Source organism: Pseudomonas sp. B20(2017), from assembly GCF_002113125.1.
Classification (GTDB): domain Bacteria; phylum Pseudomonadota; class Gammaproteobacteria; order Pseudomonadales; family Pseudomonadaceae; genus Aquipseudomonas.
In genome coordinates, this window is sequence record NZ_NEJP01000001.1 from 461,132 (window position 1) to 486,815 (window position 25,684).

The 25,684-nt window shown below is 61.1% G+C and carries 23 protein-coding genes; 9 read left to right on the top strand and 14 right to left on the bottom strand.

Features of this window, described 5'->3' with window-relative positions; translation table 11 throughout:
- The first annotated feature begins 234 nt into the window (after nt 1-234).
- The 7 genes from emhA to CAF63_RS02325 all read left to right on the top strand — a co-directional run bounded on the left by emhA (nt 235) and on the right by CAF63_RS02325 (nt 10,144).
- A complete protein-coding gene (gene emhA / locus CAF63_RS02295; protein ID WP_085683252.1) occupies nt 235-1,389 on the top strand; it encodes an efflux RND transporter periplasmic adaptor subunit EmhA in 1,155 nt (384 codons plus the stop codon).
- Between the two features lie 3 nt (nt 1,390-1,392).
- On the top strand, nt 1,393-4,542 hold the full coding sequence (gene emhB, locus CAF63_RS02300) for an efflux RND transporter permease subunit EmhB (RefSeq protein ID WP_085683253.1): 3,150 nt from the start codon (nt 1,393-1,395) through the stop codon (nt 4,540-4,542).
- The gene (emhC, locus tag CAF63_RS02305; RefSeq protein WP_085683254.1) at nt 4,539-5,999 is read left to right on the top strand and encodes an efflux RND transporter outer membrane subunit EmhC; all 1,461 of its coding nucleotides are present in this window, start codon (nt 4,539-4,541) and stop codon (nt 5,997-5,999) included. The genes emhB and emhC overlap by 4 nt, the downstream gene beginning before the upstream one ends.
- A 287-nt stretch (nt 6,000-6,286) precedes the next feature.
- Nucleotides 6,287-7,546: an OprD family porin gene (locus CAF63_RS02310; RefSeq protein WP_085683255.1), complete on the top strand. Its 1,260-nt coding sequence runs from the start codon at nt 6,287-6,289 to the stop codon at nt 7,544-7,546.
- 184 nt (nt 7,547-7,730) lie between these two features.
- Nucleotides 7,731-8,921, top strand: a complete 1,191-nt coding sequence (locus tag CAF63_RS02315; protein WP_085683256.1) for an NAD(P)/FAD-dependent oxidoreductase — start codon at nt 7,731-7,733, stop codon at nt 8,919-8,921.
- Between the two features lie 26 nt (nt 8,922-8,947).
- Nucleotides 8,948-9,304, top strand: a complete 357-nt coding sequence (locus tag CAF63_RS02320; protein ID WP_143492418.1) for a DUF1641 domain-containing protein — start codon at nt 8,948-8,950, stop codon at nt 9,302-9,304.
- A gap of 21 nt (nt 9,305-9,325) precedes the next feature.
- The gene (locus tag CAF63_RS02325; RefSeq protein ID WP_085683257.1) at nt 9,326-10,144 is read left to right on the top strand and encodes a methyltransferase domain-containing protein; all 819 of its coding nucleotides are present in this window, start codon (nt 9,326-9,328) and stop codon (nt 10,142-10,144) included.
- Between the two features lie 104 nt (nt 10,145-10,248).
- On the opposite strand, the gene pcaC is transcribed toward CAF63_RS02325, so the two are convergent.
- The 11 genes from pcaC to pcaR form a co-directional block, all read right to left on the bottom strand.
- Nucleotides 10,249-10,641, bottom strand: a complete 393-nt coding sequence (pcaC, locus tag CAF63_RS02330; protein WP_041070503.1) for a 4-carboxymuconolactone decarboxylase — start codon at nt 10,639-10,641, stop codon at nt 10,249-10,251.
- 10 nt (nt 10,642-10,651) lie between these two features.
- Nucleotides 10,652-11,443, bottom strand: a complete 792-nt coding sequence (gene pcaD, locus CAF63_RS02335; RefSeq protein ID WP_085683258.1) for a 3-oxoadipate enol-lactonase — start codon at nt 11,441-11,443, stop codon at nt 10,652-10,654.
- A 12-nt stretch (nt 11,444-11,455) separates the two neighbouring features.
- Nucleotides 11,456-12,820 (bottom strand): 3-carboxy-cis,cis-muconate cycloisomerase, encoded by a 1,365-nt coding sequence (locus tag CAF63_RS02340; protein WP_085683259.1) that lies wholly within the window; start codon nt 12,818-12,820, stop codon nt 11,456-11,458.
- A 46-nt stretch (nt 12,821-12,866) separates the two neighbouring features.
- Nucleotides 12,867-14,162 carry an MFS family transporter gene (locus tag CAF63_RS02345; RefSeq protein ID WP_085683260.1) on the bottom strand — a complete coding sequence of 432 codons (1,296 nt, stop codon included), beginning with the start codon at nt 14,160-14,162 and terminating at the stop codon, nt 12,867-12,869.
- A 191-nt stretch (nt 14,163-14,353) separates the two neighbouring features.
- Nucleotides 14,354-14,920, bottom strand: a complete 567-nt coding sequence (gene pcaG / locus CAF63_RS02350; RefSeq protein ID WP_085683261.1) for a protocatechuate 3,4-dioxygenase subunit alpha — start codon at nt 14,918-14,920, stop codon at nt 14,354-14,356.
- A 1-nt stretch (nt 14,921) separates the two neighbouring features.
- Complete coding sequence (gene pcaH, locus CAF63_RS02355) at nt 14,922-15,626, bottom strand: protocatechuate 3,4-dioxygenase subunit beta (protein ID WP_011332820.1); 705 nt, start codon at nt 15,624-15,626, stop codon at nt 14,922-14,924.
- Between the two features lie 36 nt (nt 15,627-15,662).
- On the bottom strand, nt 15,663-16,868 hold the full coding sequence (gene pcaF, locus CAF63_RS02360; RefSeq protein WP_178081254.1) for a 3-oxoadipyl-CoA thiolase: 1,206 nt from the start codon (nt 16,866-16,868) through the stop codon (nt 15,663-15,665).
- Complete coding sequence (locus tag CAF63_RS02365; RefSeq protein WP_085683263.1) at nt 16,865-17,644, bottom strand: CoA-transferase subunit beta; 780 nt, start codon at nt 17,642-17,644, stop codon at nt 16,865-16,867. Before CAF63_RS02365 ends, pcaF begins: the two co-directional genes overlap by 4 nt.
- Nucleotides 17,644-18,501, bottom strand: coding sequence for a CoA transferase subunit A (locus tag CAF63_RS02370; RefSeq protein ID WP_085683264.1), 858 nt, complete (start codon nt 18,499-18,501; stop codon nt 17,644-17,646). The genes CAF63_RS02365 and CAF63_RS02370 overlap by 1 nt, the downstream gene beginning before the upstream one ends.
- A 282-nt stretch (nt 18,502-18,783) precedes the next feature.
- On the bottom strand, nt 18,784-20,130 hold the full coding sequence (locus CAF63_RS02375) for an MFS transporter (RefSeq protein WP_085683265.1): 1,347 nt from the start codon (nt 20,128-20,130) through the stop codon (nt 18,784-18,786).
- A 294-nt stretch (nt 20,131-20,424) separates the two neighbouring features.
- Complete coding sequence (gene pcaR / locus CAF63_RS02380) at nt 20,425-21,267, bottom strand: pca regulon transcriptional regulator PcaR (RefSeq protein WP_007917109.1); 843 nt, start codon at nt 21,265-21,267, stop codon at nt 20,425-20,427.
- A gap of 642 nt (nt 21,268-21,909) precedes the next feature.
- On the opposite strand from pcaR, the gene CAF63_RS02385 reads away from it, so the two are divergent.
- Entirely contained in the window at nt 21,910-22,110 is a 201-nt protein-coding gene (locus tag CAF63_RS02385; protein ID WP_007957826.1) for a hypothetical protein, read from the top strand.
- A 375-nt stretch (nt 22,111-22,485) separates the two neighbouring features.
- Nucleotides 22,486-23,961, top strand: a complete 1,476-nt coding sequence (locus CAF63_RS02390; protein WP_007957824.1) for an inorganic phosphate transporter — start codon at nt 22,486-22,488, stop codon at nt 23,959-23,961.
- A gap of 663 nt (nt 23,962-24,624) precedes the next feature.
- Here the strand turns inward: CAF63_RS02390 and ccoM are convergent.
- The 3 genes from ccoM to CAF63_RS02395 form a co-directional block, all read right to left on the bottom strand.
- Nucleotides 24,625-24,741, bottom strand: coding sequence for a cytochrome c oxidase subunit CcoM (gene ccoM / locus CAF63_RS29120; protein WP_007959205.1), 117 nt, complete (start codon nt 24,739-24,741; stop codon nt 24,625-24,627).
- 145 nt (nt 24,742-24,886) lie between these two features.
- A complete protein-coding gene (locus CAF63_RS28785; protein ID WP_007959203.1) occupies nt 24,887-25,048 on the bottom strand; it encodes a hypothetical protein in 162 nt (53 codons plus the stop codon).
- A gap of 118 nt (nt 25,049-25,166) precedes the next feature.
- On the bottom strand, nt 25,167-25,508 hold the full coding sequence (locus CAF63_RS02395; RefSeq protein WP_007959194.1) for a hypothetical protein: 342 nt from the start codon (nt 25,506-25,508) through the stop codon (nt 25,167-25,169).
- Nucleotides 25,509-25,684 lie beyond the last annotated feature (176 nt).

Genomic DNA, 25,684 nt, shown 5'->3' on the forward strand with positions numbered 1-25,684 from the left:
ATGGCTGAATATCCGCTGAATAAAAAGGGGTTGATCTCTCGTGGATCGCCTCCCCGGCCTACAATTTCGGACCTTGCGACGACTTTTGTATCAGGGTCGGTACGCCGCGAAGGTATTTACAAACAACCATGAACGTAAGTATATTCATTAGCAAGCTACTTATCCACCCGGTAACCTTTTTTTACCCTTCCACACTTCTTGTGCGCTTTTCGCGCGCCTGACCCGAGGATCTTCATGCAATTCAAGCCAGCTGTTACCGCTCTGGTCACTGCCGTCGCCCTGGCATCGCTGCTCAGCGGATGTAAAAAGGAAGAGGCGGCTCCCGCCGCACCACCTCCTCAGGTCGGCGTCGTCACCTTGCAACCACAAGCCTTTACCCTGACTTCCGAACTGCCGGGCCGCACCAGCGCGTTCCGCATCGCCGAGGTTCGCCCGCAGGTCAACGGCATCATTCTCAAGCGTCTGTTCAAGGAAGGCGGCGATGTCAAAGCCGGCCAGCAGCTGTATCAGATCGATCCGTCGGTCTATGAAGCGACCCTGAAAAGCGCCGAGGCCAACCTGCGTTCGACCAAGTCGATCTCCGATCGCTACAAGCAACTGGTCGACGAGCAGGCGGTCAGCCGTCAGGAATACGACACCGCCGTGGCCAACCGCCTGCAATCGGAAGCGTCGTTGCAGTCCGCGCAGATCAACGTGCGTTACACCAAGGTCTACGCACCGATCTCCGGTCGTATCGGCCGCTCTTCGGTGACCGAAGGCGCCCTGGTCAGCAGCGGCCAGGCCGATGCGATGGCGACCATCCAGCAACTGGACCCGATCTACGTCGACGTCACCCAGTCTTCGGTGGAATTGCTGGAGCTGCGCCGCGAACTGGAAAGTGGCCGCCTGCAGAAGGCCGGCGACAACGCCGCTGCGGTCAAGCTGACCCTGGAAGACGGCAGCCAGTACAAGCTCGACGGTAAGCTGGAATTCTCCGAAGTATCGGTCGACCCGACCACTGGTTCCGTGACCCTGCGTGCGGTATTCCCGAACCCGGATCACACCCTGTTGCCAGGCATGTTCGTTCGCGCCCAGCTGCAGGCCGGTGTCAACGCCGCTGCCATCCTGGCGCCGCAACAAGGCGTGACCCGTGACCTCAAGGGCACGCCGACCGCGCTGGTCGTCGGTGCGGACAACAAGGTCGAACTGCGTCAACTCAAGGCCAGCCGTACCGTCGGCAGCCAATGGCTGATCGAAGACGGCCTGAAAGCCGGCGATCGCCTGATCACCGAAGGGCTGCAGTTCGTCCGTCCTGGTGTTCAGGTCAATCCGACCGAAGCGACCAACGTAGCCAAGAACCCGGCACCCGCCAAGGCAGCTGACAAAGCCTACGGCGGCAAAGGGGAGTAACTCATGTCGAAATTTTTTATCGACCGTCCGATTTTCGCCTGGGTAATTGCCCTGGTGATCATGCTGGTCGGGGCTCTATCGATCCTCAAGTTGCCGATCAACCAGTACCCGAGCATTGCGCCACCGGCCATTGCGATTTCCGTGACCTACCCGGGTGCTTCGGCACAGACGGTTCAGGACACCGTGGTGCAGGTGATCGAGCAGCAGCTCAACGGTATCGACAACCTGCGTTATGTGTCCTCGGAAAGTAACTCCGACGGCAGCATGACCATTACCGCGACCTTCGAGCAAGGCACCAACTCCGACACCGCGCAGGTTCAGGTCCAGAACAAGCTGAACCTGGCCACCCCGCTGTTGCCGCAGGAAGTGCAGCAACAGGGTATCCGCGTGACCAAGGCAGTGAAGAACTTTCTGCTGGTGATCGGCGTGGTATCGCGTGACGGCAGCATGACCAAGGACGACCTGTCCAACTACATCGTGTCGAACATGCAGGACCCGATCTCCCGGACCGCCGGTGTCGGTGACTTCCAGGTCTTCGGTGCCCAGTACGCGATGCGCATCTGGCTCGACCCGGCCAAGTTGAACAAGTACAACCTGACCCCGGCCGATGTCAGCGCCGCGATCTCGGCGCAGAACGTTCAGATTTCCTCCGGTCAGCTCGGCGGTCTGCCAGCGCTGCCAGGCCAGCAACTGAACGCCACGATCATCGGCAAGACCCGTCTGCAGACTGCCGAGCAGTTCAAGGCGATTCTGCTGAAGGTCAACCAGGATGGCTCGCAAGTCCGTATCGGTGATGTCGCCGACGTCGGTCTCGGTGGTGAAAACTCCAGTATCGCGGCGCAGTTCAACGGCAAACCGGCCTCCGGTCTGGCAGTAAAACTGGCCAACGGCGCCAACGCCCTCGACACCGCAAAAGCCCTGCGCAAGACGATTGACGACCTCAAGCCGTTCTTCCCGCAAGGCATGGAAGTGGTGTTCCCGTACGACACCACTCCGGTGGTGACCGAGTCGATCAAGGGTGTGGTTGAAACCCTGGTCGAGGCGATCGTGCTGGTGTTCCTGGTGATGTTCCTGTTCCTGCAGAACTTCCGCGCGACCGTCATCACCACGATGACTGTGCCGGTGGTATTGCTCGGTACGTTCGGCATCCTCGCGGCTGCCGGTTTCAGCATCAACACCCTGACCATGTTCGGTATGGTATTGGCCATCGGCTTGCTGGTGGACGACGCCATCGTCGTGGTGGAGAACGTCGAGCGGGTGATGGCAGAAGAAGGCCTGTCACCGAAGGAAGCGACCAAGAAGTCCATGGGCCAGATCCAGGGCGCACTGGTCGGTATCGCCCTCGTGCTCTCGGCGGTACTGCTGCCGATGGCGTTCTTCAGCGGTTCCACCGGTGTGATCTACCGTCAGTTCTCGATCACCATCGTCTCGGCCATGGCCCTGTCGGTAATGGTTGCGCTGATCTTCACCCCGGCGCTCTGCGCCACCATGCTCAAGGCGATTCCGAAAGGCGAGCACGGCACGCCGAAAAAAGGTTTCTTCGGCTGGTTCAACCGCAACTTCGACCGTAGCGTTCGCAGCTACGAGCGCGGTGTCGGCAACATCCTGCAACGCAAGGCGCCGTACCTGCTGGCCTACCTGCTGATCGTGGTTGGCATGATCTGGCTGTTCACCCGCATTCCGACCGCGTTCCTGCCGGAAGAAGACCAGGGCGTACTGTTTGCCCAGGTGCAGACCCCGGCCGGCTCCAGTGCCGAGCGCACGCAGGTGGTGATCGATGAAATGCGCTCCTACCTGCTGGACAAAGAATCCAGCTCGGTAGCCTCGGTGTTCACTGTGAACGGCTTCAACTTCGCCGGTCGCGGCCAGAGCTCGGGTCTGGCGTTCATCATGCTCAAGCCATGGCACGAGCGTGACGCGAGCAACAGCGTGTTCGCCCTGGCTCAACGCGCCCAGCAGCACTTCTTCAGTTTCCGCGATGCGATGGTGTTCGCCTTCGCCCCGCCGGCCGTACTGGAGTTGGGTAACGCCACCGGTTTCGACGTGTTCCTGCAGGACCGCGCTGGTATCGGTCACGACAAGCTGATGGAAGCCCGTAACCAGTTCCTCGGCATGGCTGCGCAGAGCAAGGTGCTCTACCAGGTGCGTCCGAACGGTCTGAACGACGAGCCGCAATACCACCTGGAAATCGACGACGAGAAGGCCCGTGCCCTGGGCTTGAGCCTTTCCGACATCAACAGCACCCTGTCGATCTCCTTCGGTAGTAGCTACGTCAACGACTTCATCGACCGCGGCCGTGTGAAGAAGGTTTACGTGCAAGGTCAGGCCGGCGCTCGCATGAGCCCTGAAGACCTGAAGAAGTGGTACGTGCGCAACAGCGCCGGCACCATGGTTCCGTTCTCCGCGTTCGCCAAGGGCGAGTGGATCTACGGTTCGCCGAAACTGGCACGTTACAACGGTGTAGAAGCGATGGAGATCCTCGGTTCTCCGGCGCCGGGTTACTCCACTGGTGAGGCGATGGCCGAAGTTGAGGCGATTGCCAAAAAACTGCCGGCCGGCGTGGGTATCTCGTGGACCGGTCTGTCGTACGAAGAACGCCTCTCCGGCTCCCAGGCTCCGGCGCTGTACGCCCTGTCGCTGCTGATGGTGTTCCTGTGTCTGGCGGCGCTGTATGAAAGCTGGTCGATTCCGATCGCGGTCATGCTCGTGGTACCGCTGGGGATCATCGGTGCGCTGATGGCCACCAGCCTGCGTGGCCTGTCGAACGACGTGTACTTCCAGGTGGGTCTGTTGACGACTATTGGTCTGGCGGCTAAAAACGCCATTCTGATCGTCGAGTTTGCCAAGGAATTGCACGAGCAGGGACGCAGTCTGCGCGATGCGGCCATCGAAGCCTGCCGCATGCGTCTGCGACCGATCATCATGACGTCGCTGGCCTTCGTCCTCGGTGTTGTACCGTTGGCTATCTCCACCGGTGCAGGCTCGGGCAGCCAACACGCGATCGGTACCGGCGTGATTGGCGGTATGCTCACCGCAACGATCCTGGCGATTTTCTGGGTTCCACTGTTCTTCGTCACTGTGTCGTCCATGGGTCAGCGCAAAATCGCTGGCGAGGATGACACCAAAGAAACTCCTAAAGAGGCTGGCCAATGAGCAAGTCGCTACTCTCCATCGCAGTCGCCGCCTTCGTGCTGAGCGGTTGCTCGCTGATACCGGATTATCAGCAGCCTGAAGCACCGGTGGCCGCACAATTCCCGCAGGGCCCGGCGTACTCGCCGGCCGAGGCACCGGCGCAGGCCGCTGCCGAGCAGGGCTGGAAGCAGTTTTTCCATGACCCTGCCCTGCAGCAGTTGATCCAGGTTGCTCTGGAAAACAACCGCGACCTGCGCGTCGCGGCGCTGAACATCGACGCCTACGCGGCTCAATACCGCATCCAGCGTGCCGATCTGTTCCCGGCCGTTTCGGCCAATGCCAGCGGCAGCCGTCAACGGGTTCCGGCCCGTGCGTCGCAGACCGGTGATTCGACGATCACCAGTTCCTACTCCGCCACCGTCGGCATCAGCGCCTACGAACTCGACCTGTTCGGTCGGGTTCGCAGCCTGAGCGAACAAGCGCTGCAACAATACTTCGCCACCGAAGAAGCGCGCCGCAGCACCCAGATCAGCCTGGTGGCCAGCGTGGCCAACGCCTACCTGACCTGGCAGGCCGACAAGGAACTTCTGAAGCTGACTCAGGACACCCTCGGTGCCTTCGAGGAAAGCTACAAGCTGACCAGCCGCAGCAACGAAGTCGGTGTGGCTTCGGCGCTGGACCTGGCGCAGTCGCGTACCTCGGTGGAAAACGCCCGGGCACAACTGGCGCGCTACACTCGCCAGGTCGCTCAGGATGAAAACAGCCTGACCCTGCTGCTCGGCACCGGCGTACCGGCCAATCTGCAAGCGGCCAAGCCGTTGTCGGATGACCTGCTGGCCGACGTGCCGGCCGGCCTGCCGTCGGATCTGCTGCAACGCCGTCCGGACATCCTTCAGGCCGAATACAACCTGAAGGCCGCCAACGCCAACATCGGTGCAGCCCGCGCAGCGTTCTTCCCGAGCATCAGCCTGACCGCCAACGCGGGCAGCCTGAGCCCGGACCTGTCCGGCCTGTTCAAGGGCGGTTCGGGCACGTGGCTGTTCCAGCCGCAGATCAACCTGCCGATCTTCAACGCCGGCAGCCTGCGCGCCAGCCTCGACTACGCCAAGATCCAGAAGGACATCGGTGTGGCGAACTACGAAAAGTCCATTCAAACGGCCTTCCAGGAAGTCGCCGACGGCCTGGCCGCCCGCCAGACCTACACCGAGCAGTTGCAGGCCCAGCGTGATTTCGTCGCCGCCAACCAGGATTACTACCGCCTGGCCGAGCGTCGCTACCGCATTGGCGTCGATAGCAACCTGACCTTCCTCGATGCCCAGCGTCAGCTGTTCAGCGCGCAGCAATCGTTGATCACCGACCGCCTCGCGCAGCTGACCAGTGCGGTCAACCTGTACAAGGCCCTGGGCGGTGGCTGGAATGAGCAGACCGCGCAGAACGAGCCGCTCAAGGAAGAAGCGCCGAAGATGAAGCTGTTCTGATCATCCGGTGAACACAACGAGCCCGCCTGATGGCGGGCTTTTTGTTGCCTGCCAATCTTGCGTTCGATAATCGCCCGAATTCCACTTTCGCCGATTGAATCGCCTCGCCCGCGCCCCGCACCATTCGAGCCACAAAACCAATAACAACAGGTTCGACACCATGCTCCCGCGCCCTGCTCCATCCGGCTGATCGCCGCCGCTCGCCCCCTGATTCCATTGAATTTCTGCGCCTCAGAAACGGCCGCAGCGCCCTCGTTCGCCCAAAAAAACAAGAGAGACCCGAGCCTATGACAACGTCCCCTGCGCCCTACGCACTTCCCGGTTTGATCGCCCTCGCCCTGACCGGCGTCGCGCTGCCCGCTGCGGCTGAAGAAGCCGGTTTCATCGAAGGGGCCAAGGTCAACCTGAACCTGCGCAACTTCTACATCAACCGTAACTTCACCAACCCGACCAAGGCTCAGGGCAAGGCTGAAGAGTGGACGCAGAACTTCATCCTCGACGCCAAATCCGGTTTCACCCAGGGCACCGTCGGGTTCGGCATGGATGTGCTGGGGTTGTACTCGGTGAAGCTCGATGGCGGTAAAGGCACCGGCGGCACGCAGGCGTTGCCGCTGGATCATGACGGTCGCCCGGCGGACACCTTCGGCCGCACCAACGTGGCGTTCAAGGCCAAACTGTCGCAGACCGAAGTGAAAGTCGGCGAATGGATGCCGGTGCTGCCGATCCTGCGTTCGGACGACGGTCGCTCGCTGCCGCAGACCTTTCGCGGCGGGCAGATCACCTCGAAGGAAATCGATGGGTTGACCCTGTACGGCGGCCAGTTCCGCGCCAACAGTCCCCGTGACGACAGCAGCATGAGCGACATGTCGATGTTCGGCAAAGCCGCGTTCACCTCGGACCGCTTCAACTTCCAGGGCGGCGAATACGTGTTCAACGACAAACGCACCCAGATCGGTCTGTGGAACGCCGAGCTCAAGGACATCTACAGCCAGCAGTACGTCAACCTGATCCACAGTCAGCCGCTCGGCGACTGGACCCTCGGCGCCAACCTCGGTTTCTTCTACGGCAAGGACGACGGTAGTGCCCGCGCCGGCGACCTCGACAACAAGACCTGGTCGGGCATGTTCTCGGCCCGATACGGCGGCAACACCTTCTACGTCGGCCTGCAAAAACTCACCGGCGACAGCGCCTGGATGCGCGTCAACGGCACCAGCGGCGGAACGCTCGCCAACGACAGTTACAACTCAAGCTACGACAACGCGCAGGAACGTTCCTGGCAACTGCGCCACGACTACAACTTCGCCGCCCTCGGCGTGCCCGGCCTGACCCTGATGAACCGCTATATCAGCGGCGACAACGTGCACACCGGCACCATCACCGACGGCAAGGAATGGGGCCGCGAATCGGAACTGGGCTACACCGTGCAAAGCGGTGTGCTCAAGGACCTGAACGTCAGATGGCGCAACTCGACCATGCGTCGTGACTTCAGCAACAACGAGTTCGACGAAAACCGTCTGATTGTCAGCTATCCGATCAGCCTGCTGTGACTGTGGCAACGGCGCTCCGAGCGGGCGCCGTATTGACCGCCGGTCACTTCGATCTGCAGTTCGCCAAAGCGAAGATACATTTAAACAGTGCGTCTGAACTCTCCAGTCTGATGTAGGAGCCCTTTTATCTTCCGTTATCTCCGGATGCCGTACGCGAAGCACACCTTGGCCACGGAGGTCAGGTATGAGCAAGCGAATAGTTATCGTCGGTGGCGGCGTAGGCGGAACCATGCTGGCCAATCAACTGGTCGGCAAGCTGTATCCCGAAATCCTGCGTGGCGCAGTCTCGATCACCCTGTTGTCGGATTGTCCCGATCATTACTACAAACCCGCGTTCATGTATGTGGCGTTCAATCTTTTCTTCAAGGAAGAACTCAAACGCCCGGAGCGCTCGTTGTTGCGCCCTGAAATCGACTTTCAGGTTGAAAAGGTCACGTGGTTCGACTTCAACAACCAAAGTCTCAAGACCCAAAGTGGCAAAAGCCTTGGCTACGACTTTCTGGTCATCGCCACTGGTTGCGTGCCCGCACCGGAACGCATCGAAGGCTTGAAGGAAGCCGGCGACCATTTCTATCAATACGATCCGGCGCGTCAGCTGGCCCAGCGTCTGAATACCATTGAAAGGGGCCGGATTTTCATCACAGTGTCTTTCCCACATACACCCAACGTGCCGCATCAATGCGGAATTGCACCGGTAGAAACGACATTGATGGTGGATGATCTGCTGCGTCGACGAGGTGTGCGCGACAAGGTGCAAATCATCTACACCTACCCCACCACCGCCCAGTTACTACGTAACTGCCTGTTCCTGCAACGCCCGACCGGGGAAGTCCTGCCCGGCATGTTCGACAAGCTGGGTATCCAGTATCAGCGCAACTTCACGCTGAGCCGGGTCGATCCCGACGCGAAAATCGCTTATTCCGAAGAAGGCGCAGCGCAACCGTTCGACATCCTGATGGCAACCCCGCCGATCCGTGCCGTGAATGCCGTGCGGGAAACCGGTATCTCTCAGGCGCAAAACGACGAAGGCTGGTTGCCGACCAACCACGAAACGCTGCAGGTCTATGGCCTGGACGGGGTCTACGTGATCGGCGACACCGTTGACCTGCCAGTGAGCAAGGCCGGAGGCGCGTGCCATAACCAGGCGCCGGTGATCGCCAACAACATCGCCGCCGAAATCCGTCTGGGCCACCCCGTCAGTGTCTATGACGGTCGCGTTCAAGCCGTCGCGCAAATGGGCCTGCATGCCGGAATGCCGCTTTGGTACGACTACCGCCGTGACGTACAGCCGACACCACCGACCAAACTCGGCGGCCTGCTGCGCAACGGCTTCAATCGCGGCCTGTACTGGGCAGTGGCCCGTGGAATGCTTTGACCCTGCACAGGGAGGAGTGATGACTGATGAACATCTCTGAAGGCCTGACGGCCACACCCGGATACATCGCCCTGATGGCCAGGCTGCAACCGCTGATCGACGGCGGGCGGCTGGACAACATTGTCGATCTGCTGTCCCTGCTCTCGGATCTGGTCGATCTCCTGGATGAGGCCATGGTGGAGAAACTGGCCCTGCTGTTCGAACAGGCGGCCGCCTCCAGTTGGGCAGCGACCAATACTCTGCGTCTGGCAAGGGCCGAAACCGTAATGCAGGCCAAATCGCCGAGTCTCTATACCCTGCTCAAACTGTTGAACGATCGCGATACGCGCAAAGGTGTGGCCATTGTCCTGAAAACGCTCAACGTCATCGGAAGACAACTTTAACTCGCCAGAGAGGATCACCTCATGAGCGTAAAACTCGAAACGCCGGGCAAGCCCTGCTCCGACTGGGACGCCAAGGCGTACCAGCAGTTTTCCCGTCTCAGGCAACAACCGGTCGATGAATTGCTCGGCCGTGTCGACCTGCACAATCCTCAGCGCATTTATGACCTCGGTTGCGGCACCGGGATTGCCACCAAGGTTCTGGCCGATCGCTGGCCGCAGGCAGATATCAAAGGCATCGACAGTTCGAAAGACATGCTTGAGGTCGCCCGTTGCCTGCCGATCAAGGCGCGCTGGCATCACGCCGAGCTGCAACACTGGAAACCCCGCAAGCCGGCCGACCTGTTGTTCGCCGCGGCCGTGCTGCATTTCATCGATGACCATCAAACACTGTTGCCGGGACTGCTTCGCCACCTCAACCCCGGCGGTTGTCTGGCCGCGCATATGCCGGACTGGCGCGATGCGCTGTGGTACCGACTGATGCTCGACACCCTCGACGATGCCGGACCCTGCGGCCGCCCCATCGGTACTACGCAATTGCGCCAACGTATGGCGGCCCGGCCATTGTTATCGCTGGAAGATTACTACCGTTTGCTTGCGCCTCTGACACGGTCGCTGGAGATCTGGGAAAACGAGCAATTGCAGGTAGTACACGGAAGCTCACCGATTTGGGACTGGGTGAAGGTGTCGGCGCTGCGGCCGGTGATGCAGGGACTGACGTCGGAGGAACAGGCGCGTTTCATTTATCACTACCTGATGCGGGTGCATGCGCATTATCCGCAGGAGGAAAACGGGCACACGTTGTTTGCGTTCAAGCGGATTTTCATTGTCGCCAAGGTTTGAATCGGAGCGGCAAATACCGCCATCGCTAGCAGGCTAGCTCCCACAGTGAAATGCGCTCCATTGTGGGAGCTAGCCTGCTAGCGATGGCGTCCGCTCAGTCGCCGTCACTCTCGGGATTCAATACCCAGCTCATCCCAAACCGACTCGGCCAGATGAAACGTCGCATTCGCCGCCGGAATCCCGCAGTAGATCGCGCTCTGCATGATGACTTCCTTGATCTCGCCACGGCTCACGCCATTGTTGGCCGCCGCCCGCAGGTGCAACTTCAGTTCACCTTCGCGGTTCATGCCGATCAGCATGGCGATGGTAATCAGGCTGCGGGTGTGGCGTGGCAGGCCCGGACGGGTCCAGATATCGCCCCAGGCGTGACGGGTGATCATCTCCTGGAACTCCGAGTTGAACTCGGTCAGCGTGGTCAGGCTGCGATCGACGTGAGCGTCGCCGAGCACCGCGCGGCGCACTTGCATGCCGTCGTCGTAACGTTGTTTCTCGTCCACGGAAATCCCCTCAATCGGCCAGCAAAAAGGTCAGCACGCGATCGCTGAACGCGTCGCCGGCCTGAACGTTGGAAAGGTGCGCCGCATAGAACTCGGCGTACTCGGCGCCGCGCACGTGCTCCTGAATGAAATGCCCGCCGGAGGGCGGCGTCACCGCATCTTCGGTGCCGGCGATCACCAGCAGCGGCGCCGTGATCGACGACAACTGCTCACGGAAGTCCGCATCGCGCACCGCCGCGCAGTTGGCGGCGTAACCTTCAGGATTGGTCGCGGCCAGCATGTCGGTGATCTGCTTCGCGGCTGCCGGATTGGCGGCAGAAAAGTCCGGGGTAAACCAGCGGGCAATCGATGCATCGCGCAACGCGACCATCGCCGCCGGACCGTCGCGCAGCACGGTTTCGATGCGCGGATTCCACACCGACGGATCGCCGATTTTCGCCGCCGTGTTGCAGACGATCAGTTTGTTCAGACGCTGGCCGGCGTTGATCCCCAGCCACTGGCCGATCAGGCCGCCCATCGAAAGACCGCAGAAATGCGCACGTTCGATGTGCAGCGCATCCAGCAGCGCCAGCACGTCGCGACCCAGTTGCTCGATGCTGTAAGGGCCCGCTGTCACCAGCGACTGGCCGTGACCACGGGTGTCGAAACGCAGCACGCGAAAGTGCTCGGTGAACGCCGGCATCTGGGCGTCCCACATGTGCAGGTCGGTGCCCAGCGAATTCGACAGCACCAGCACCGGCGCATCGACCGGGCCTTCCAATGTGTAATGCAGTTCGCCATCGGCGAGTTGAACGAAAGCCACAGCCCTCTCCTTTCAGTCAGACAATGCGTTGTGTTCGGCCACGGCCCGCTCGACCCAGCCCTGCGCCTGGCCAAGGTAATGGGCGGGATCGAGCAGATGATCCAGTTCGGTTGCGCTCAGTTCGGCGGTCACCTGCGGTTCGTCACCGAGTACCGCCCGCAGATGGCGCTGTTCGGCCACCGCACGTTTGCAGCATTGCTCGAGCAGATGATGCGCGGTGTCGCGGCCGACCCGCTGCGCGAGGACGATGCTCACCGCTTCGGCCAGCACCAGGCCTTGAGTCAGTTCCAGGTTGCGGGCCATGCGCGCGGCATCGACTTCCAGACCGTCAGCCAGCAGCCGTGCCTGTTGCAGCGCGCCCGACACCAGGCAGCAGATCTCCGGCAGGGTTTCCCATTCGGCGTGCCACAAACCAAGGCTGCGTTCGTGTTCCTGGGGCATGGCGCTGAACAGCGTCGAGACCAGCCCCGGCACGCGGGTGGCGGCGCCGATCAACACCGCCGCGCCCACCGGATTGCGTTTGTGCGGCATGGTCGAGGAACCGCCCTTGCCCGGCGCCGACGGCTCGAACACTTCCGCGGCTTCGGTCTGCATCAACAGGCTGATGTCGCGGCCGAGTTTGCCGAGGCTGCCGGCGATCAGCCCAAGCACCGCACCGAACTCGACGATGCGATCACGCTGGGTGTGCCACGGTTGTTCCGGCAAAGTCAGTTGCAGTTCTTCGGCCAGCGCCCGGGCAATCGGCAGCGCTTGCTCACCGAGCGCCGCGAGGGTGCCGGACGCGCCGCCGAATTGCAGCACCAGCAATCGCGGCTTGAGCTCGCGCAGACGCTGACGGCTGCGAGTGATCGCGCCGAGCCAACCGGCGATCTTCATGCCGAGCGTCACCGGCGTCGCATGTTGCAGCCAGGTTCTTCCCGCCAGCGGTGTGGCGGCGTTGCGCTGCGCCTGAATGGCGAGAGAGTCGGCCAGTTGCGCCAGCTCCCCTTCAATCAACTCCAGCGCCTGACGCAGTTGCAGCACCAGCCCGGAATCCATCACGTCCTGGCTGGTGGCGCCCAGATGCACGTAGCGCTCGGCTTCGGCATCGGTCGCGGCGATCTGTTTGCCCAACGCCTTGACCAGCGGAATCGCCGAGTTGCCGGCCGTGGCAATCGCCTCGCCCAGTGCTGCGAAATCAAACAACCCGGCGCGGCAGGCGTTTTCAATCGACGCGACAGCACTCGCCGGAATCAACCCGACCCGCGCTTCGGCCCGCGCCATCGCCGCTTCGAAGTCGAGCATCGCCTGCACCCGGCCCTGATCGCAGAACACGTCGCGCATATCGCGGGCAGTAAAGTAGGCATCGAACAATTGATTGCCCGGTCGCTGAGTCATAAACAGTCCTTGCCGGCGCGGGCCGTTGTGGCCCGCGCGCATCGGTTTAAAGGTCGTGGTGCAAATACTTCGCTTCTTTGGGCAGGCGCAGGCTGAACAGGAACGCCACGGCCATCATGATCGTGACATACCAGTAGAACGCGTTTTCCATGCCGCCGGCCTTCAGGCTCAAGGCGACGTATTCTGCCGAACCGCCAAAGATCGCGTTGGCCACCGCATACGCCAGACCGACGCCCAGAGCGCGGACTTCCGGCGGGAACATCTCGGCTTTCACCAGACCGCTGATCGAGGTGTAGAAACTGACAATCGCCAGCGCCAACGTGATCAGGACAAAGGCCAGGAACGGGCTGCTGACGCTTTTCAAGCTCAGCAGGATCGGCACGGTGAACAGCGTGCCGAGGGCACCGAACCAGAGCATCGAGTTACGCCGGCCGATCTTGTCGGCGAGCATGCCGAACAGTGGCTGCATGCACATGTACAGGAACAGCGCGCCGGTCATGATGTAACTGGCAGTCTTGGCGTGCATGCCGGCGGTGTTCACCAGGTACTTCTGCATATACGTGGTGAAGGTGTAGAAAATCAGCGAGCCGCCAGCGGTGTAGCCGAGCACGGTGATGAACGCGGCCTTGTGGTCGCGGAACAGCGCACTGATGCTGCCGGCGTCCTTGTGTTCACGTGTTTCCTTGTTAGTGGTTTCTTTCAGGGTGCGACGCAGGAACAGCGAAATCAGCGCCGCCACCGCCCCGACCACGAACGGAATCCGCCAGCCGTAGGCACGCAGTTCTTCTTCAGAAAGAAACTGCTGCAGGATCACCACTACCAGCACCGCCAGCAGTTGCCCGCCGATCAGCGTCACGTACTGGAACGAGGCGAAGAACCCGCGCTGGCCCTTGAGCGCGACTTCGCTCATGTAGGTCGCGGTGGTGCCGTACTCGCCGCCCACCGACAGGCCTTGCAGCAGACGCGCGAACAACAGCAGCAGCGGCGCCCAGACGCCGATGTCGTTGTAGGTCGGCAGACAGGCGATCAGCAACGAGCCGAAGCACATCATCAGGATCGAGATCAGCATCGAGTTCTTGCGCCCGTGCTTGTCCGCGACCCGACCGAAAATCCAGCCGCCGATCGGTCGCATCAGGAACCCGGCGGCAAATACGCCTGCCGTGTTTACCAGCTGCACCGTGGGGTTGTCGGAGGGGAAGAACGCCGGGGCGAAATAGATCGCGCAGAAGGCGTAGACGTAGAAGTCGAACCATTCGACGAGGTTGCCGGACGACGCGCCGACAATGGCGAAGATGCGCTTGCTGCGCTCTTCACCGGTGTAATGGGAGGTGAGGGTTGTCATTGTTTTTCACTCGATAGGGACAGTGAGAGTCTAGACACACTTTGCAACAGTCCCGTTCCACAGATACTTTGCGCCGCAAATCTCTGTGGGAGCGGGCTTGCTCGCGAAGGCGTTGGATCAGCCAACATCACTGTCGACTGATACACCCTCTTCGCGAGCAAGCCCGCTCCCACAGGGGATGTGTAATGACTTTAGTAATCGAAGAACACGGTTTCCGCATCAGTGCCCTGCAGGATCACATTCCACTGATAAACACCCTCTGCATCGGGCTTCGCCAGCAACGTGGTGCGGCGCTCGGCCGGAACGCATTCGAGCAACGGGTCATTGACGTTCGCCGGATCGCCTTCGAAATAAATCCGCGTCAGCAAGTGCTTCACCAGACCGCGCGCGAATACCAGCACCACCAGGTGCGGCGCCTGGGTCGAGCCTTTCAGGCCTTCGACCGTGCCCGGCTTGATGGTGGTGAAACGGAAGCGCCCTTCGGCGTCCACCGGCACCCGGCCGAAGCCTTCGAAATTCGGGTCGAGCGGTTTGGCCTGCTCGTCTTCCGGGTGATCGTATTTGCCGGCGGCGTTGGCCTGCCAGACTTCGAGCATGGCGTCGTTGACGACATCGCCGTTGCCATCCACCACTTGCCCGCTGATCGCCACGCGCTGGCCGAGGGTCAGTTCGTTGGCGAGGTTTTCACGGTTCAGCCAGGTCAGGCCGATGTGGTAATACGGCCCGACGGTGTGGGACGTGGTCGCAGTCAGGGTCATCTCATTTCTCCATCGGCGTGGCTTCGCGGCCGCGCAGCACGATGTCCCAGCGATAAGCGAGGGCGTAGGACGGAATGGTTTTTTCCAGATCGAAAGCGGCGATCAGGCGTTCCTTGGCCGAGGTGTCCGGCACGCAGTTGTAGATCGGGTCGTACGCCAGCAGCGGATCGCCCGGGAAATACATTTGCGTGACCAGACGCGTCAGGATGCTCGGCCCGAACAGCGAGAAATGCACGTGCGCAGGACGCCAGGCGTTGTGGTGATTGCCCCACGGATAGGCGCCGGGTTTGATGGTCTGGAACTGATACCAGCCGTCGGCGTCGGTCACGGTGCGGCCGGTGCCGGTGAAGTTTGGGTCCAGCGGTGCGTCGTGCAGGTCGCGGGCATGGTTGTAGCGACCGGCGGCGTTGGCCTGCCAGATCTCCACCAGAATCCCCGGCACCGGCAGACCGTCTTCGTCGAGCACACGCCCGTGAATGATGATCCGCTCGCCGAGCGGTTCACCCTGATGCTGGGCGGTCAGATCGTTGTCGGTATCGGCCACGCGCTCGGCACCGATGGTCGGGCCGGTGATTTCCGACAGCGAATGCGGTAGAAACACCAACGGCTTGGACGGCGAGCGCAGATTGGTGGATTGATAGGTCGGGTGCAGGTACGGCGGCTGGGTGCCTTCCTGCGGGCGGCGGTAACCAGGCTTGTCAGTCATTTCGCTTTCCTCTGTTCTTTTTCGTCACGGCTTGCGTCAGACGCGCTCGATGGCCAGGGCCAGACCCTGGCCGACACCGACGCACATGGTCGCCAGACCTTTCTTGCCACCGGTCTTTTCCAGCTGATGCAGCGCGGTCAGCACCAGACGCGCGCCGCTCATGCCCAACGGATGACCCAAGGCAATCGCGCCGCCGTTCGGATTGACCTGGGCCGCGTCGTCCGCCAGTCCCAGTTCGCGGAGCACCGCCAGACCCTGGCTGGCAAACGCTTCGTTGAGTTCGATCACATCGAAATCACTGACCGCCACGCCGAGGCGCTCGGTGAGTTTGCGCACCGCCGGCACCGGGCCGATGCCCATTACCCGTGGCGCAACCCCGGCACTGGCCATGCCCAATACTTTGGCGCGGGCAGTCAAACCGTGTTTTTTCACCGCTTCGGCCGAGGCCAGAATCAGCGCGGCAGCACCGTCGTTGACGCCCGAAGCGTTGCCGGCGGTGACGGTCTTGTCCGGGCCGTTGACCGGTTTCAACTTGGTCAGGGCTTCAAGCGTGGTGTCGGCACGAGGGTGTTCGTCCTGGCTGACCACCGTTTCGCCCTTCTTGTGGGCGATCCGCACTTCGACAATTTCCTCGGCGAAGTAGCCGGCAGCCTGGGCAGCGGCAGTACGTTGCTGACTGCGCAGGGCGAAAGCGTCCTGATCCTCGCGGGAAATTTCGTAATCGTCGGCGACGTTGTCGGCGGTCTGCGGCATCGCGTCGACGCCGTACTGGGCCTTCATCAGCGGGTTGATGAAACGCCAGCCAATGGTGGTGTCTTCCAGTTTCATGTTGCGCGAAAACGCCGCATCGGCCTTGCCCATCACGAACGGTGCACGGGACATCGACTCGACGCCACCGGCAATCGCCAGCTCCATTTCGCCGCTGGCGATGGCGCGGAACGCCGTGCCAATAGCATCCATCCCCGACGCACAAAGGCGATTGAGGGTGACGCCCGGAACGCTCTCCGGCAGACCGGCCAGCAGCAGCGCCATGCGCGCGACGTTGCGGTTGTCTTCGCCGGCCTGGTTGGCGCAGCCGAGGAATACTTCGTCGATGGCGCTCCAGTCCACCGACGGATTGCGCTCCATCAGGGCCTTGATCGGCACGGCGGCCAGGTCGTCGGCGCGAACTGCCGCCAGACCGCCACCGAAACGACCGATGGGGGTACGAATCGCATCACAGATATAAACGTTGCGCATCATGCTTCTCCCGGTGCCTGGCCGTGGGCCGCTGCGGTGCGGGCTTCGAGATCGCGCAGAGCGGTCAGCTCGACTTCGGTCGGTTCGGCAGTGGTGGCCACGCTGTCGGCAAAACGGATGGCCCAACCGGTGGCGGCGACCACTTGCTCACGGGTCACGCCCGGGTGCAGCGCGGTGACCACGAACTCGTTGGTGCCCTCTTCCGGCTCCATGATGCACAGGTCGGTGATGATCCCGACCGGGCCGGCGCCCGGCAGGCCCAGACGTTTGCGCGAATCGCCGCCCTCGCCATGACCGACCGAGGTGATGAAATCGAGCTTGTCGACAAACGAACGCGCCGACTGCTTGAGGATGATCAACACGCTTTTGGCGGAGCCGGCAATTTCCGGCGCGCCACCGGCACCCGGCAAACGGACCTTCGGCTGGTGATAGTCGCCGACCACGGTGGTGTTGATGTTGCCGAAACGGTCGACCTGGGCTGCGCCGAGGAAACCGACGTCGATGCGCCCGCCCTGCAGCCAGTAGCGAAAAATCTCTCCGGTGGGCACGACGGTGTCAGCAGTTTCCGCCAGTTCGCCGTCACCGATCGACAGTGGCAATACGCTGGGTTTGGCGCCGATCGGGCCCGACTCATAGATCAGCACCACGTCCGGCGACGAGGTCAGGCGCGCCAGGTTGGCGGCTTTCGACGGCAGGCCGATGCCGACGAAGCACACCGAGCCGTTCTTCAGGCGACGGGCCGCGGCGACGGTCATCATTTCATTGGTGGTGTAAGTCATTACTTGGCCTCCGAAGCAGCGGCCAACTTGGCCTGGAACTCGCTGAAGTCAGCGCAGCCATGGATGTATTCTTTGATCCACGCGGTAAACGTCTCACGGTCGCGGGCGATCGGATCCCACGCCTGATAGAAACGGTTGTCACGCTCGGTGTAACCGTGGGCGTAGGACGGATGCGCGCCACCGGGTACATGACAGACCGCGCTCAAGGCCCAGGTCGGCAGCACGCAGGCGTTCATCGGCGCGTCGAGGTTGTCGACGATTTCTTCGACGGTGACGATGCAACGCTTGGCGGCCAGTGCGGCTTCTTTCTGCACACCGAGAATGCCCCACAGCAGCACGTTGCCCTGACGGTCGGCCTTCTGGGCGTGGATCACGGTCACGTCCGGACGCACCGACGGCACCGCCGCCAGCACTTCGCCGGTGAACGGGCAAGTCACGGATTTGATCAGCGGGTTGACCTTCGGCAGGTCGGAACCGGCGTAGGCCCGCAGCACCGCGAATGGCAGGCCGGAGGCGCCGGCGACGTAGGCGTTGGCCAGGTCGGCGTGGCTGTGCTCTTCGATTTCCAGCGCGTGCGGCCATTGCTTCTCGACCGCGTCGCGCAGACGGTGCAGCGAACCCACGCCAGGGTTACCGCCCCAGGAGAAGATCAGCTTGCGTGCGCAGCCGGCGCCGATCAGTTGGTCGTAGATCAGGTCAGGCGTCATCCGCACCAGGGTCAGATCTTTCTTGCCCTGACGAATGATTTCATGACCCGCCGCCGTAGGGATCAGGTGAGTGAAGCCTTCGAGCGCGACGGTGTCGCCGTCGTTGACGAATTGCTTCACCGCGTCGTGCAGCGAAAGGATCTCAGCCATGGAGCGGGCTCCCGTTTTTGTAATGAATCGCCAGTGAATAAAAAGGCGCGAGGTTCTGCGCCGGAGTCACTGAAGATTAAGCCGCTGATTTTCGCCAAACAATCCGATAATCGACTGAGTGTTCGTTTATCGAACAGATTGTTATCAACCTATCTTTCCGTCACTGATCGTTCCCACGCTCTGCGTGGGAATGCAGCCCGGGACGCTCCGCGTCCCTTCGGGAGCCGAACGTGGAGCAACCGCTGAGACCAGTTCGACGTGGTAACGATCCTGCAATGAAACTCAAGTCGCGTCCGCGTGACTGACCAGGCCTTTGATCACCACCGCTGCCGTAGCCAGGCCCGCCGGTATCACCAGCGCTGTCAGCACCTGTTCGAAATTCCAGCCCAACCCCAACAGAGTCGCGCCCATCCACGCCCCGAGAATCGCGCCGAACCGGCCAATCCCGAGCATCCATGACACACCGGTCGCGCGGCCCTGAGTCGGATAAAACCGCGCCGCCAGTGAGGGCATCGCCGATTGCGCGCCGTTGACGCACATGCCCGCCACCAGCACCAGCGTCGCCAGCAACGTGATGTTGCCCAGACTCTGCCCCACCGCGTACGCAAACACCCCGGCCAGCAGGTAGAAAATGCCGATGACCTTGTGCGGATTGAACCGGTCCATCGCCCAGCCTACGCCGACCGCGCTCAACACCCCGCCGAACTGGAACAGCGCGCCGATAAACGCCGCCTGCTCCATGCTCGCGCCGCTGTCGCGCATCAGGGTCGGCAGCCAACTGGTCAAAAGATAAACGATCACCAGACCCATGAAGTAGGTCAGCCACAGCAGCAACGTACCGACGCTGTAGGTGCCGGAGAAAATCACCGCGAACACGTTGCGTGCTTTGACGGTTTTCTGTTCCGGCACACTGAAACTCGCGGCCTGAGCGACGGTGGCAGGATCAATGGGTGCGAGAGCCTTGCGTACCTTGTCGGTGCCGCGATTGCGCACTACCAGATAACGCGCCGATTCCGGCAACCAGAGCAGCAACACCACAGCGAGGATCAGAGGCAGAATCCCGCCGATCAGCAAAAGACTGTGCCAGCCAAATGCCGGGATCAGCTTGGCCGAAATAAATCCGCCGCCGGCCATGCCGAGGTTGAAGCCGCAGAACATGCTGGTCACCAGCAACGACTTCTTGCGCTCCGGGGTGTATTCCGACAGCAGCGTGGTAGCGTTCGGCATTCCGGCCCCCAGCCCCAGACCGGTGAGGAAGCGCAGCACCAGCAACTGATCGACGTTGGTCGCGTAGGCCGAGGCCAGGCTGAAACCACCGAACAGAAAAACCGCGCCGACCAGTACGACTTTTCGCCCGAAGCGGTCAGCCAGCGGACCGGAGCCCAGCGCACCGAAGACCATGCCGATCAGCGCGGCACTCATCACCGGGCCGAGGCTGGCGCGGTCGATGCCCCAGTCCTGAGACAGAGCCGGCGCGATGAAACCCATGGCCGCCGTGTCGAGGCCATCGAGGAACACAATCAGGAAACACAGGATCACGACGCGCCACTGATAGCGCGAGATCGGTTGGGCATTGATGAAGGACTGCACATCGAGGCAGTGACCTACAGCGGACTGAGGCTGGTTCATTATTTTTATTCCACGCAAAAAACGCAGTCGAACGGCGGCCGGCCAGAGAGCGGCACGGTCACAACTATATAAGGAAGAAATCGGGCGTTGCGCTAATACCAGCAACAGGAACAGGAGCGGCGACAGTCGGGGAACGTGCGCATGGGAAGTTGCCTCTTGTCATTATTATGGGAGTCGACAATCCGGCGGGCTCATTCACATTCGCGCCGGATGACGCTGCCGCGACATTAATGATCCGAGGGTTTTAGCGTCAATTCGATAAACGCAACTCTGTGCGTTTATCGAACAGGTTCATCAGGCAAACAATTGCGCACTGAGGTCACGACTGGCGCTCAACAGGCCGGGCAGAAAGCGCTGTTCCAGCTCGGTGCGGCTGACGCGACCGGCGTGGGTGCTGACGTTGAGCGCGGCCACCACCTGGCCGGAAGCGTCGTAGACCGGCACGGCAATCGAACGCAGGCCCTGCTCCAGTTCCTGATCGACGATGCACCAACCCTGCTGCCGGACTTCCTGCAAACATTCGAGCAAGGCGTCGGGGGTGTGAATCGTGCGGCTGGTCTTGGCCACCAGTTCGGCGTGGTCGAGGTATTCGCGCAGCGAGGTGTCGTCCAGCGCTGCCAGCAGAATCCGTCCCATGGACGTGCAATACGCCGGCAAACGCCCGCCCACCGAGAGGTCCACCGAAATCAGACGCTGAGTGGTTGCCGAACGGGCGATGTAGAGGATGTCGTCGCCCTCCAGCGTGGCCATGTTGCAGGCTTCGTGCAGTTGCTCGCTCATGCGGTCGAGGTACGGCTGAGCCGAGACCGCCAGCGGTGTCGAGGACAGATAGGCGTGTCCGAGGGTCAGTACTTTGGGCAGCAGCGAATAAGTGCGCCCGTCGGTGGTGGCATAGCCGAGCTTGATCAGCGTGTGCAGGCAACGGCGCACGGCGGCGCGGGGAATTTCCGTGCGGTGGCTGATCTGGGCGATGGTCAGGTGGCGCTTGCGCTCCTGAAACGCCTGCACCACCGCCAGGCCACGGGCCAGTGAGGTCATGAAATCCGGATCGCCGGTCAGGGCCTGGATACGCTTGGCCGGCGAAGCGACGATCGGCGGCGCTACCGAGGTGAAGGAATTGCGCATTTGATCGTTCATGTGGTTCCTTTTTTTCTTGTTCGGATCAACGGCTATACAAGCGGCTCGCCGGCAGATACACAAGCGACAAACCGCCAACTTCGGGCGATTATCGAACCGTCGACCGATAATCGCAATCGCCCTGACCTCCTCCGGCGGGCCGCTCTGAGCAGTTTTGAACCTGGAACGCCTGCATAGTTAACGAGCCTTAGTTGTCCGACTAAATGGCGCCAGAAATCAAACACTGCGCAACAAAGATGCAACTATTGCCGGAAGTTGCACGTCACAAAACAATCACACATGCGCAAACGTTTTTAACTTGGCAAAGATAGTCAATCCCGAATCGGCCGCTATAATGCACCTCAGTGACACCGCGCTTTTTATTTGCCGACGGTGCCACCCGCTGGCGCGATGTCCATCGCCGCCAGCCCCGGCCAGCGCCTGATGCTCATTGCTCATGCACCGCCAGCGCGCTCGCTGAAACAGGAAACTGATGCTGCGTCAGTCTTAATCTGGTGCCGTAGCCGCCTGCAACATGGAAGTCCTGACCGTCTTCCCGACAACACCGCTGCCTGTCCGGGCGAGCGCTTGTTGGTGAACCGGTTAAATGATTCGTTGCAGTGCGTTCACCAGACATTTATCTCAACTCATACAGGTAGCACTGTGACGAAAGACGAACTGCGCGCGGAACTTGAGCGCCAGGAACAACGTTACAAGGAAGTTTACGGCGGGGAAGTCACCACCTACGCCGCCCAGCCCGAACCAGAACGCAAAGCCTGGCGTAAACGCCCTACCGTTCAGGATCAGGTCTTCCAGCAAGAACTGAAAAAAATGGAAGAGGAACTCAAAGCCGAAGAGCCTTGAAACCGTCCTTTGCATCTTTCGAGGGTAAGCGTACTCACCGGGTTACAAGCACGGTGGACTGACGATGCCTTGCGCGCCCGCTACCCGCGGGCAGCGGCCAACTCCCCTGTATTGCACAGGTCTGGAGCATGTCAGACGCGTTTCTCAGATATTTCATACAAGTTTCAGCCCCCTCCCGACAACCGACCAATTCGCCGGCGTATCGCATTTTTATCAATTGAATCAACACCTTGCAAAACCCTGCAAAAAGCTTGGGTAATGCACCTTGATACAAATTAATTTGGCGAAGAAGCTTACCGATGAGCAGGTAGGGGATCGATTTCCAGTCTTTTCTGGCATAATCGCGCCCCCTTATGACCGGGTCAGAAAACCTTCATGATCGATTTATTCAGCGGACTGGATGCCTGGGTGCTTGTGAGCCTCCTGCTCGCCCTGACATTTGTCCTCGCCTTCGAGTTCATCAATGGATTTCATGACACCGCTAACGCGGTAGCCACTGTTATCTACACCAAAGCGATGCCGCCTCACCTGGCGGTGTTCTTCTCGGGCGTGTTCAACTTCCTCGGCGTACTGCTGGGCGGCGTTGGCGTGGCGTATGCCATCGTGCACCTGCTGCCGGTAGAACTGTTGATCAACGTGAACACCGGCCATGGTCTGGCAATGGTGTTCTCGCTGCTCGCCGCCGCGATCGCCTGGAACCTGGGCACCTGGTACTTCGGTATCCCGGCCTCCAGCTCGCACACGCTGATCGGTTCGATCCTCGGTGTCGGCCTGGCCAACGCCCTGATCAACGAAATTCCACTGGCTGACGGCGTCAACTGGCAGAAAGCGATCGATATCGGCGCCTCACTGGTGTTCTCGCCGATGGCGGGCTTCCTGATCGCCGCGCTGGTGCTGATCGGCCTGAAATGGTGGCGCCCGCTGTCGAAGATGCACAAGACGCCGGAACAGCGCCGCAAGATCGACGACAAGAAGCACCCACCGTTCTGGAACCGTCTGGTCCTGGTGATCTCGGCCATGGCCGTAAGCTTCGTGCACGGTTCCAACGACGGTCAGAAAGGTATCGGCCTGATCATGCTGGTACTGATCGGTATCGTGCCTGCGCAGTTCGTCCTCGACCTGAACAGCACCACCTACCAGATCGAGCGTACTCGTGACGCGACCCTGCATCTGAGCCAGTTCTACAAGCGCAACGCCGACACCCTGGGCGAGTTCCTGGCGCTGGGCAAAAGCGTGGAAGGCGACCTGCCGGAGAAATTCCGTTGCAACCCGCAACAGACCGAACCGACCATCGCCGCCCTGCTCGACACCCTCAAAGGTGTAGCCGACTACCACTCGCTGTCCTCGGAAAGCCGCATCGAAGTGCGTCGCTACCTGCTCTGCCTGGACGACACCGCGAAGAAAGTCAGCAAACTGCCAGGCCTCGCCCCGCGTGAGAAGGCTGACCTGGACAAACTACGCAAAGACCTGACCACCACCACCGAATACGCCCCGTTCTGGGTGATTCTGGCGGTCGCCCTGGCCCTGGGCCTGGGCACCATGGTCGGCTGGAAACGCGTGGTACTGACCATCGGCGAGAAGATCGGCAAACAAGGCATGACCTACTCGCAAGGCATGTCGGCCCAGATCACCACCGCCAGCCTGATCGGCATGGCCAACATCTTCAGCCTGCCGGTGTCCACCACCCACGTCCTCTCCTCGGGCGTGGCCGGCACCATGGTCGCCAACAAAAGCGGCCTGCAAGGCGGCACGGTGAAAACCATCCTCCTGGCCTGGGTCCTGACCCTGCCAGCCACCGTGGCCCTGTCGGCCGGCCTGTTCTGGCTGGCGTCGAAGGCGCTGGGTAGCTGATAGACCGCTGTAATGAAAAAGGCGTGATTCGCAAGGATCACGCCTTTTTTGTTGCTTCCAGAAATGGAACGCAGAGCGTCCCAGGCTGCATTCCCACGCGGAGCGTGGGAACGATCAAAGGCGAGATTTGAAAGGATCACGCTTTTTTGTCGGCTTCAGAAATGGGACGCAGAGCGTCCCGGGCGGCATTCCCACGCAGAGCGTGGGAACGATCAACAACTCCTGCTTCTGCTTTGGCTTCCCACCACTCAACACAATGAGCGTTAGCTCGAGTACCGCTTTTGATCGCAATGCCCGTCGGCAGGCTGAGTGGAGGGATTGATCCGGGGGTGGGAGCGCAGCGACCGTGCGGCGTAGCCGCATGCATCGAGAGGAGGTGCAGCGAAGCAAACCGTAGGCGATGCCCCCGGATCAATCCCGGAGCGAAGGAACCCGAGCCACAGCGAGGGCCGTACGTCAGGGTAAAGCCTTTTGGGTTACCTTTTCGGCGTTTGGAAAAGGTGACCCGCCGTAAGGGCGGAACCCTAAGAAGCCGTTACCGCAGCAACGGATATTCACCCCAAACAACCCAAAGCATGGTCGGCCCAAAGGCCGCCAAGACACAAAAAAAAGGGCAACCGAAGTTGCCCAAAATGCCTTGCGTGCTCATCAAACCCGGAAGAATCAAGGCTTCTTGCGCTTGTTCGCATCCTTCCAGATAAAAAATCCAAACCCTGCAAAAAACAGAACCATCAGGCCCACAGTCAGGACCCCGGCAAACACCACGTTATCGAAAAACATGACTGGCCTCCTGGCCCCTGCTCTGCTGCGATGGAGCTAAGTTAACCAATCAGGCAGGCGCAGGAATTGACCGGGATCAATGCCGGTCACCATGCGGAGGAAAGGAAGGGAAATAACTGACCTGCATCAACGGATGCAGGGGAGATCAACGCTTTTTCGGTTTGTTTTTCGGCTTTTTCTTCGGTTTGCCCAAAGGCATGGCCTGCTCGAAAGCCTGCCGAACTTCATTCAGGCGCTTCTCGTTGAGGTCATGAACCCGCTTGGCGCGTTCGGTGTTGAGGTCGATCAGTTTGTCGTCTTGGCTCATGGCGTTCGGTGCATCGCTTGGACTGAATCACAACTGCCGGATCACCGACAGGACTGCGCCAATAATGCGGCCTCACGCCGGCGCTGACCAGCCACACGCACAAAGGCTCTGCGACAATTCAAATCTCGATATCAACCCAAAGCCCCTGACGCGGCTGATCTTCCATCAACGGCGCCACCGGCACGGTGTTGTCGGCATTCAGTTCGGTGCCGGGCACGGCGAGGTGCGCTTCGGGGTCGTCGTCGGCTTCACGGCGACGGCGATCGCGTTCCTGCTGGCGGCGCTGCTCTTCGCGCAGCAGATAGCCGTCCTCTTCCGGATCGCGCTTTTGCAGGTCGATGGTGCTTTCGTTGGAGCTTTCCTGCACCGGCACCACAGGGGGAATGTCCGGTCGCTGGCGGATCGGATCCTGCTGGGAGGTGATCGGCACGGCGCTCAGGGGGAGCATCGGTGGCAGCATATGAAGGGTCTCCTGTCAGCAGGTTATCGGCGGCGCCAGGGGTGCCTTGAGCCATCGGTCGCAAACTTGTGACCGGTTTGGCACTCAAGGGTGCCGCAACATCCCGTAAAACCGATGCATGACCTAATCTTCCCTGCAATTGGCCGATTGGGGTCAAAAGCCGGGCCGAGGCTCCT

Coding starts and splice junctions, on each gene's coding strand:
- emhA (WP_085683252.1), top strand. CDS start 235: ATGCAATTCAAGCCAGCTGTTACCGCTCTGGTCACTGCCGTCGCCCTG.
- CAF63_RS02375 (WP_085683265.1), bottom strand. CDS start 20,130: ATGAACCAGCCTCAGTCCGCTGTAGGTCACTGCCTCGATGTGCAGTCC.
- CAF63_RS02325 (WP_085683257.1), top strand. CDS start 9,326: ATGAGCGTAAAACTCGAAACGCCGGGCAAGCCCTGCTCCGACTGGGAC.
- CAF63_RS02340 (WP_085683259.1), bottom strand. CDS start 12,820: ATGACTCAGCGACCGGGCAATCAATTGTTCGATGCCTACTTTACTGCC.
- ccoM (WP_007959205.1), bottom strand. CDS start 24,741: ATGTTTTTCGATAACGTGGTGTTTGCCGGGGTCCTGACTGTGGGCCTG.
- emhB (WP_085683253.1), top strand. CDS start 1,393: ATGTCGAAATTTTTTATCGACCGTCCGATTTTCGCCTGGGTAATTGCC.
- emhC (WP_085683254.1), top strand. CDS start 4,539: ATGAGCAAGTCGCTACTCTCCATCGCAGTCGCCGCCTTCGTGCTGAGC.
- pcaF (WP_178081254.1), bottom strand. CDS start 16,868: ATGATGCGCAACGTTTATATCTGTGATGCGATTCGTACCCCCATCGGT.
- pcaH (WP_011332820.1), bottom strand. CDS start 15,626: ATGACTGACAAGCCTGGTTACCGCCGCCCGCAGGAAGGCACCCAGCCG.
- CAF63_RS02370 (WP_085683264.1), bottom strand. CDS start 18,501: ATGGCTGAGATCCTTTCGCTGCACGACGCGGTGAAGCAATTCGTCAAC.
- CAF63_RS02365 (WP_085683263.1), bottom strand. CDS start 17,644: ATGACTTACACCACCAATGAAATGATGACCGTCGCCGCGGCCCGTCGC.
- CAF63_RS02345 (WP_085683260.1), bottom strand. CDS start 14,162: ATGACAACCCTCACCTCCCATTACACCGGTGAAGAGCGCAGCAAGCGC.
- pcaR (WP_007917109.1), bottom strand. CDS start 21,267: ATGAACGATCAAATGCGCAATTCCTTCACCTCGGTAGCGCCGCCGATC.
- CAF63_RS28785 (WP_007959203.1), bottom strand. CDS start 25,048: ATGAGCCAAGACGACAAACTGATCGACCTCAACACCGAACGCGCCAAG.
- CAF63_RS02390 (WP_007957824.1), top strand. CDS start 22,486: ATGATCGATTTATTCAGCGGACTGGATGCCTGGGTGCTTGTGAGCCTC.
- CAF63_RS02320 (WP_143492418.1), top strand. CDS start 8,948: ATGAACATCTCTGAAGGCCTGACGGCCACACCCGGATACATCGCCCTG.
- CAF63_RS02310 (WP_085683255.1), top strand. CDS start 6,287: ATGACAACGTCCCCTGCGCCCTACGCACTTCCCGGTTTGATCGCCCTC.
- CAF63_RS02395 (WP_007959194.1), bottom strand. CDS start 25,508: ATGCTGCCACCGATGCTCCCCCTGAGCGCCGTGCCGATCACCTCCCAG.
- CAF63_RS02315 (WP_085683256.1), top strand. CDS start 7,731: ATGAGCAAGCGAATAGTTATCGTCGGTGGCGGCGTAGGCGGAACCATG.
- pcaG (WP_085683261.1), bottom strand. CDS start 14,920: ATGACCCTGACTGCGACCACGTCCCACACCGTCGGGCCGTATTACCAC.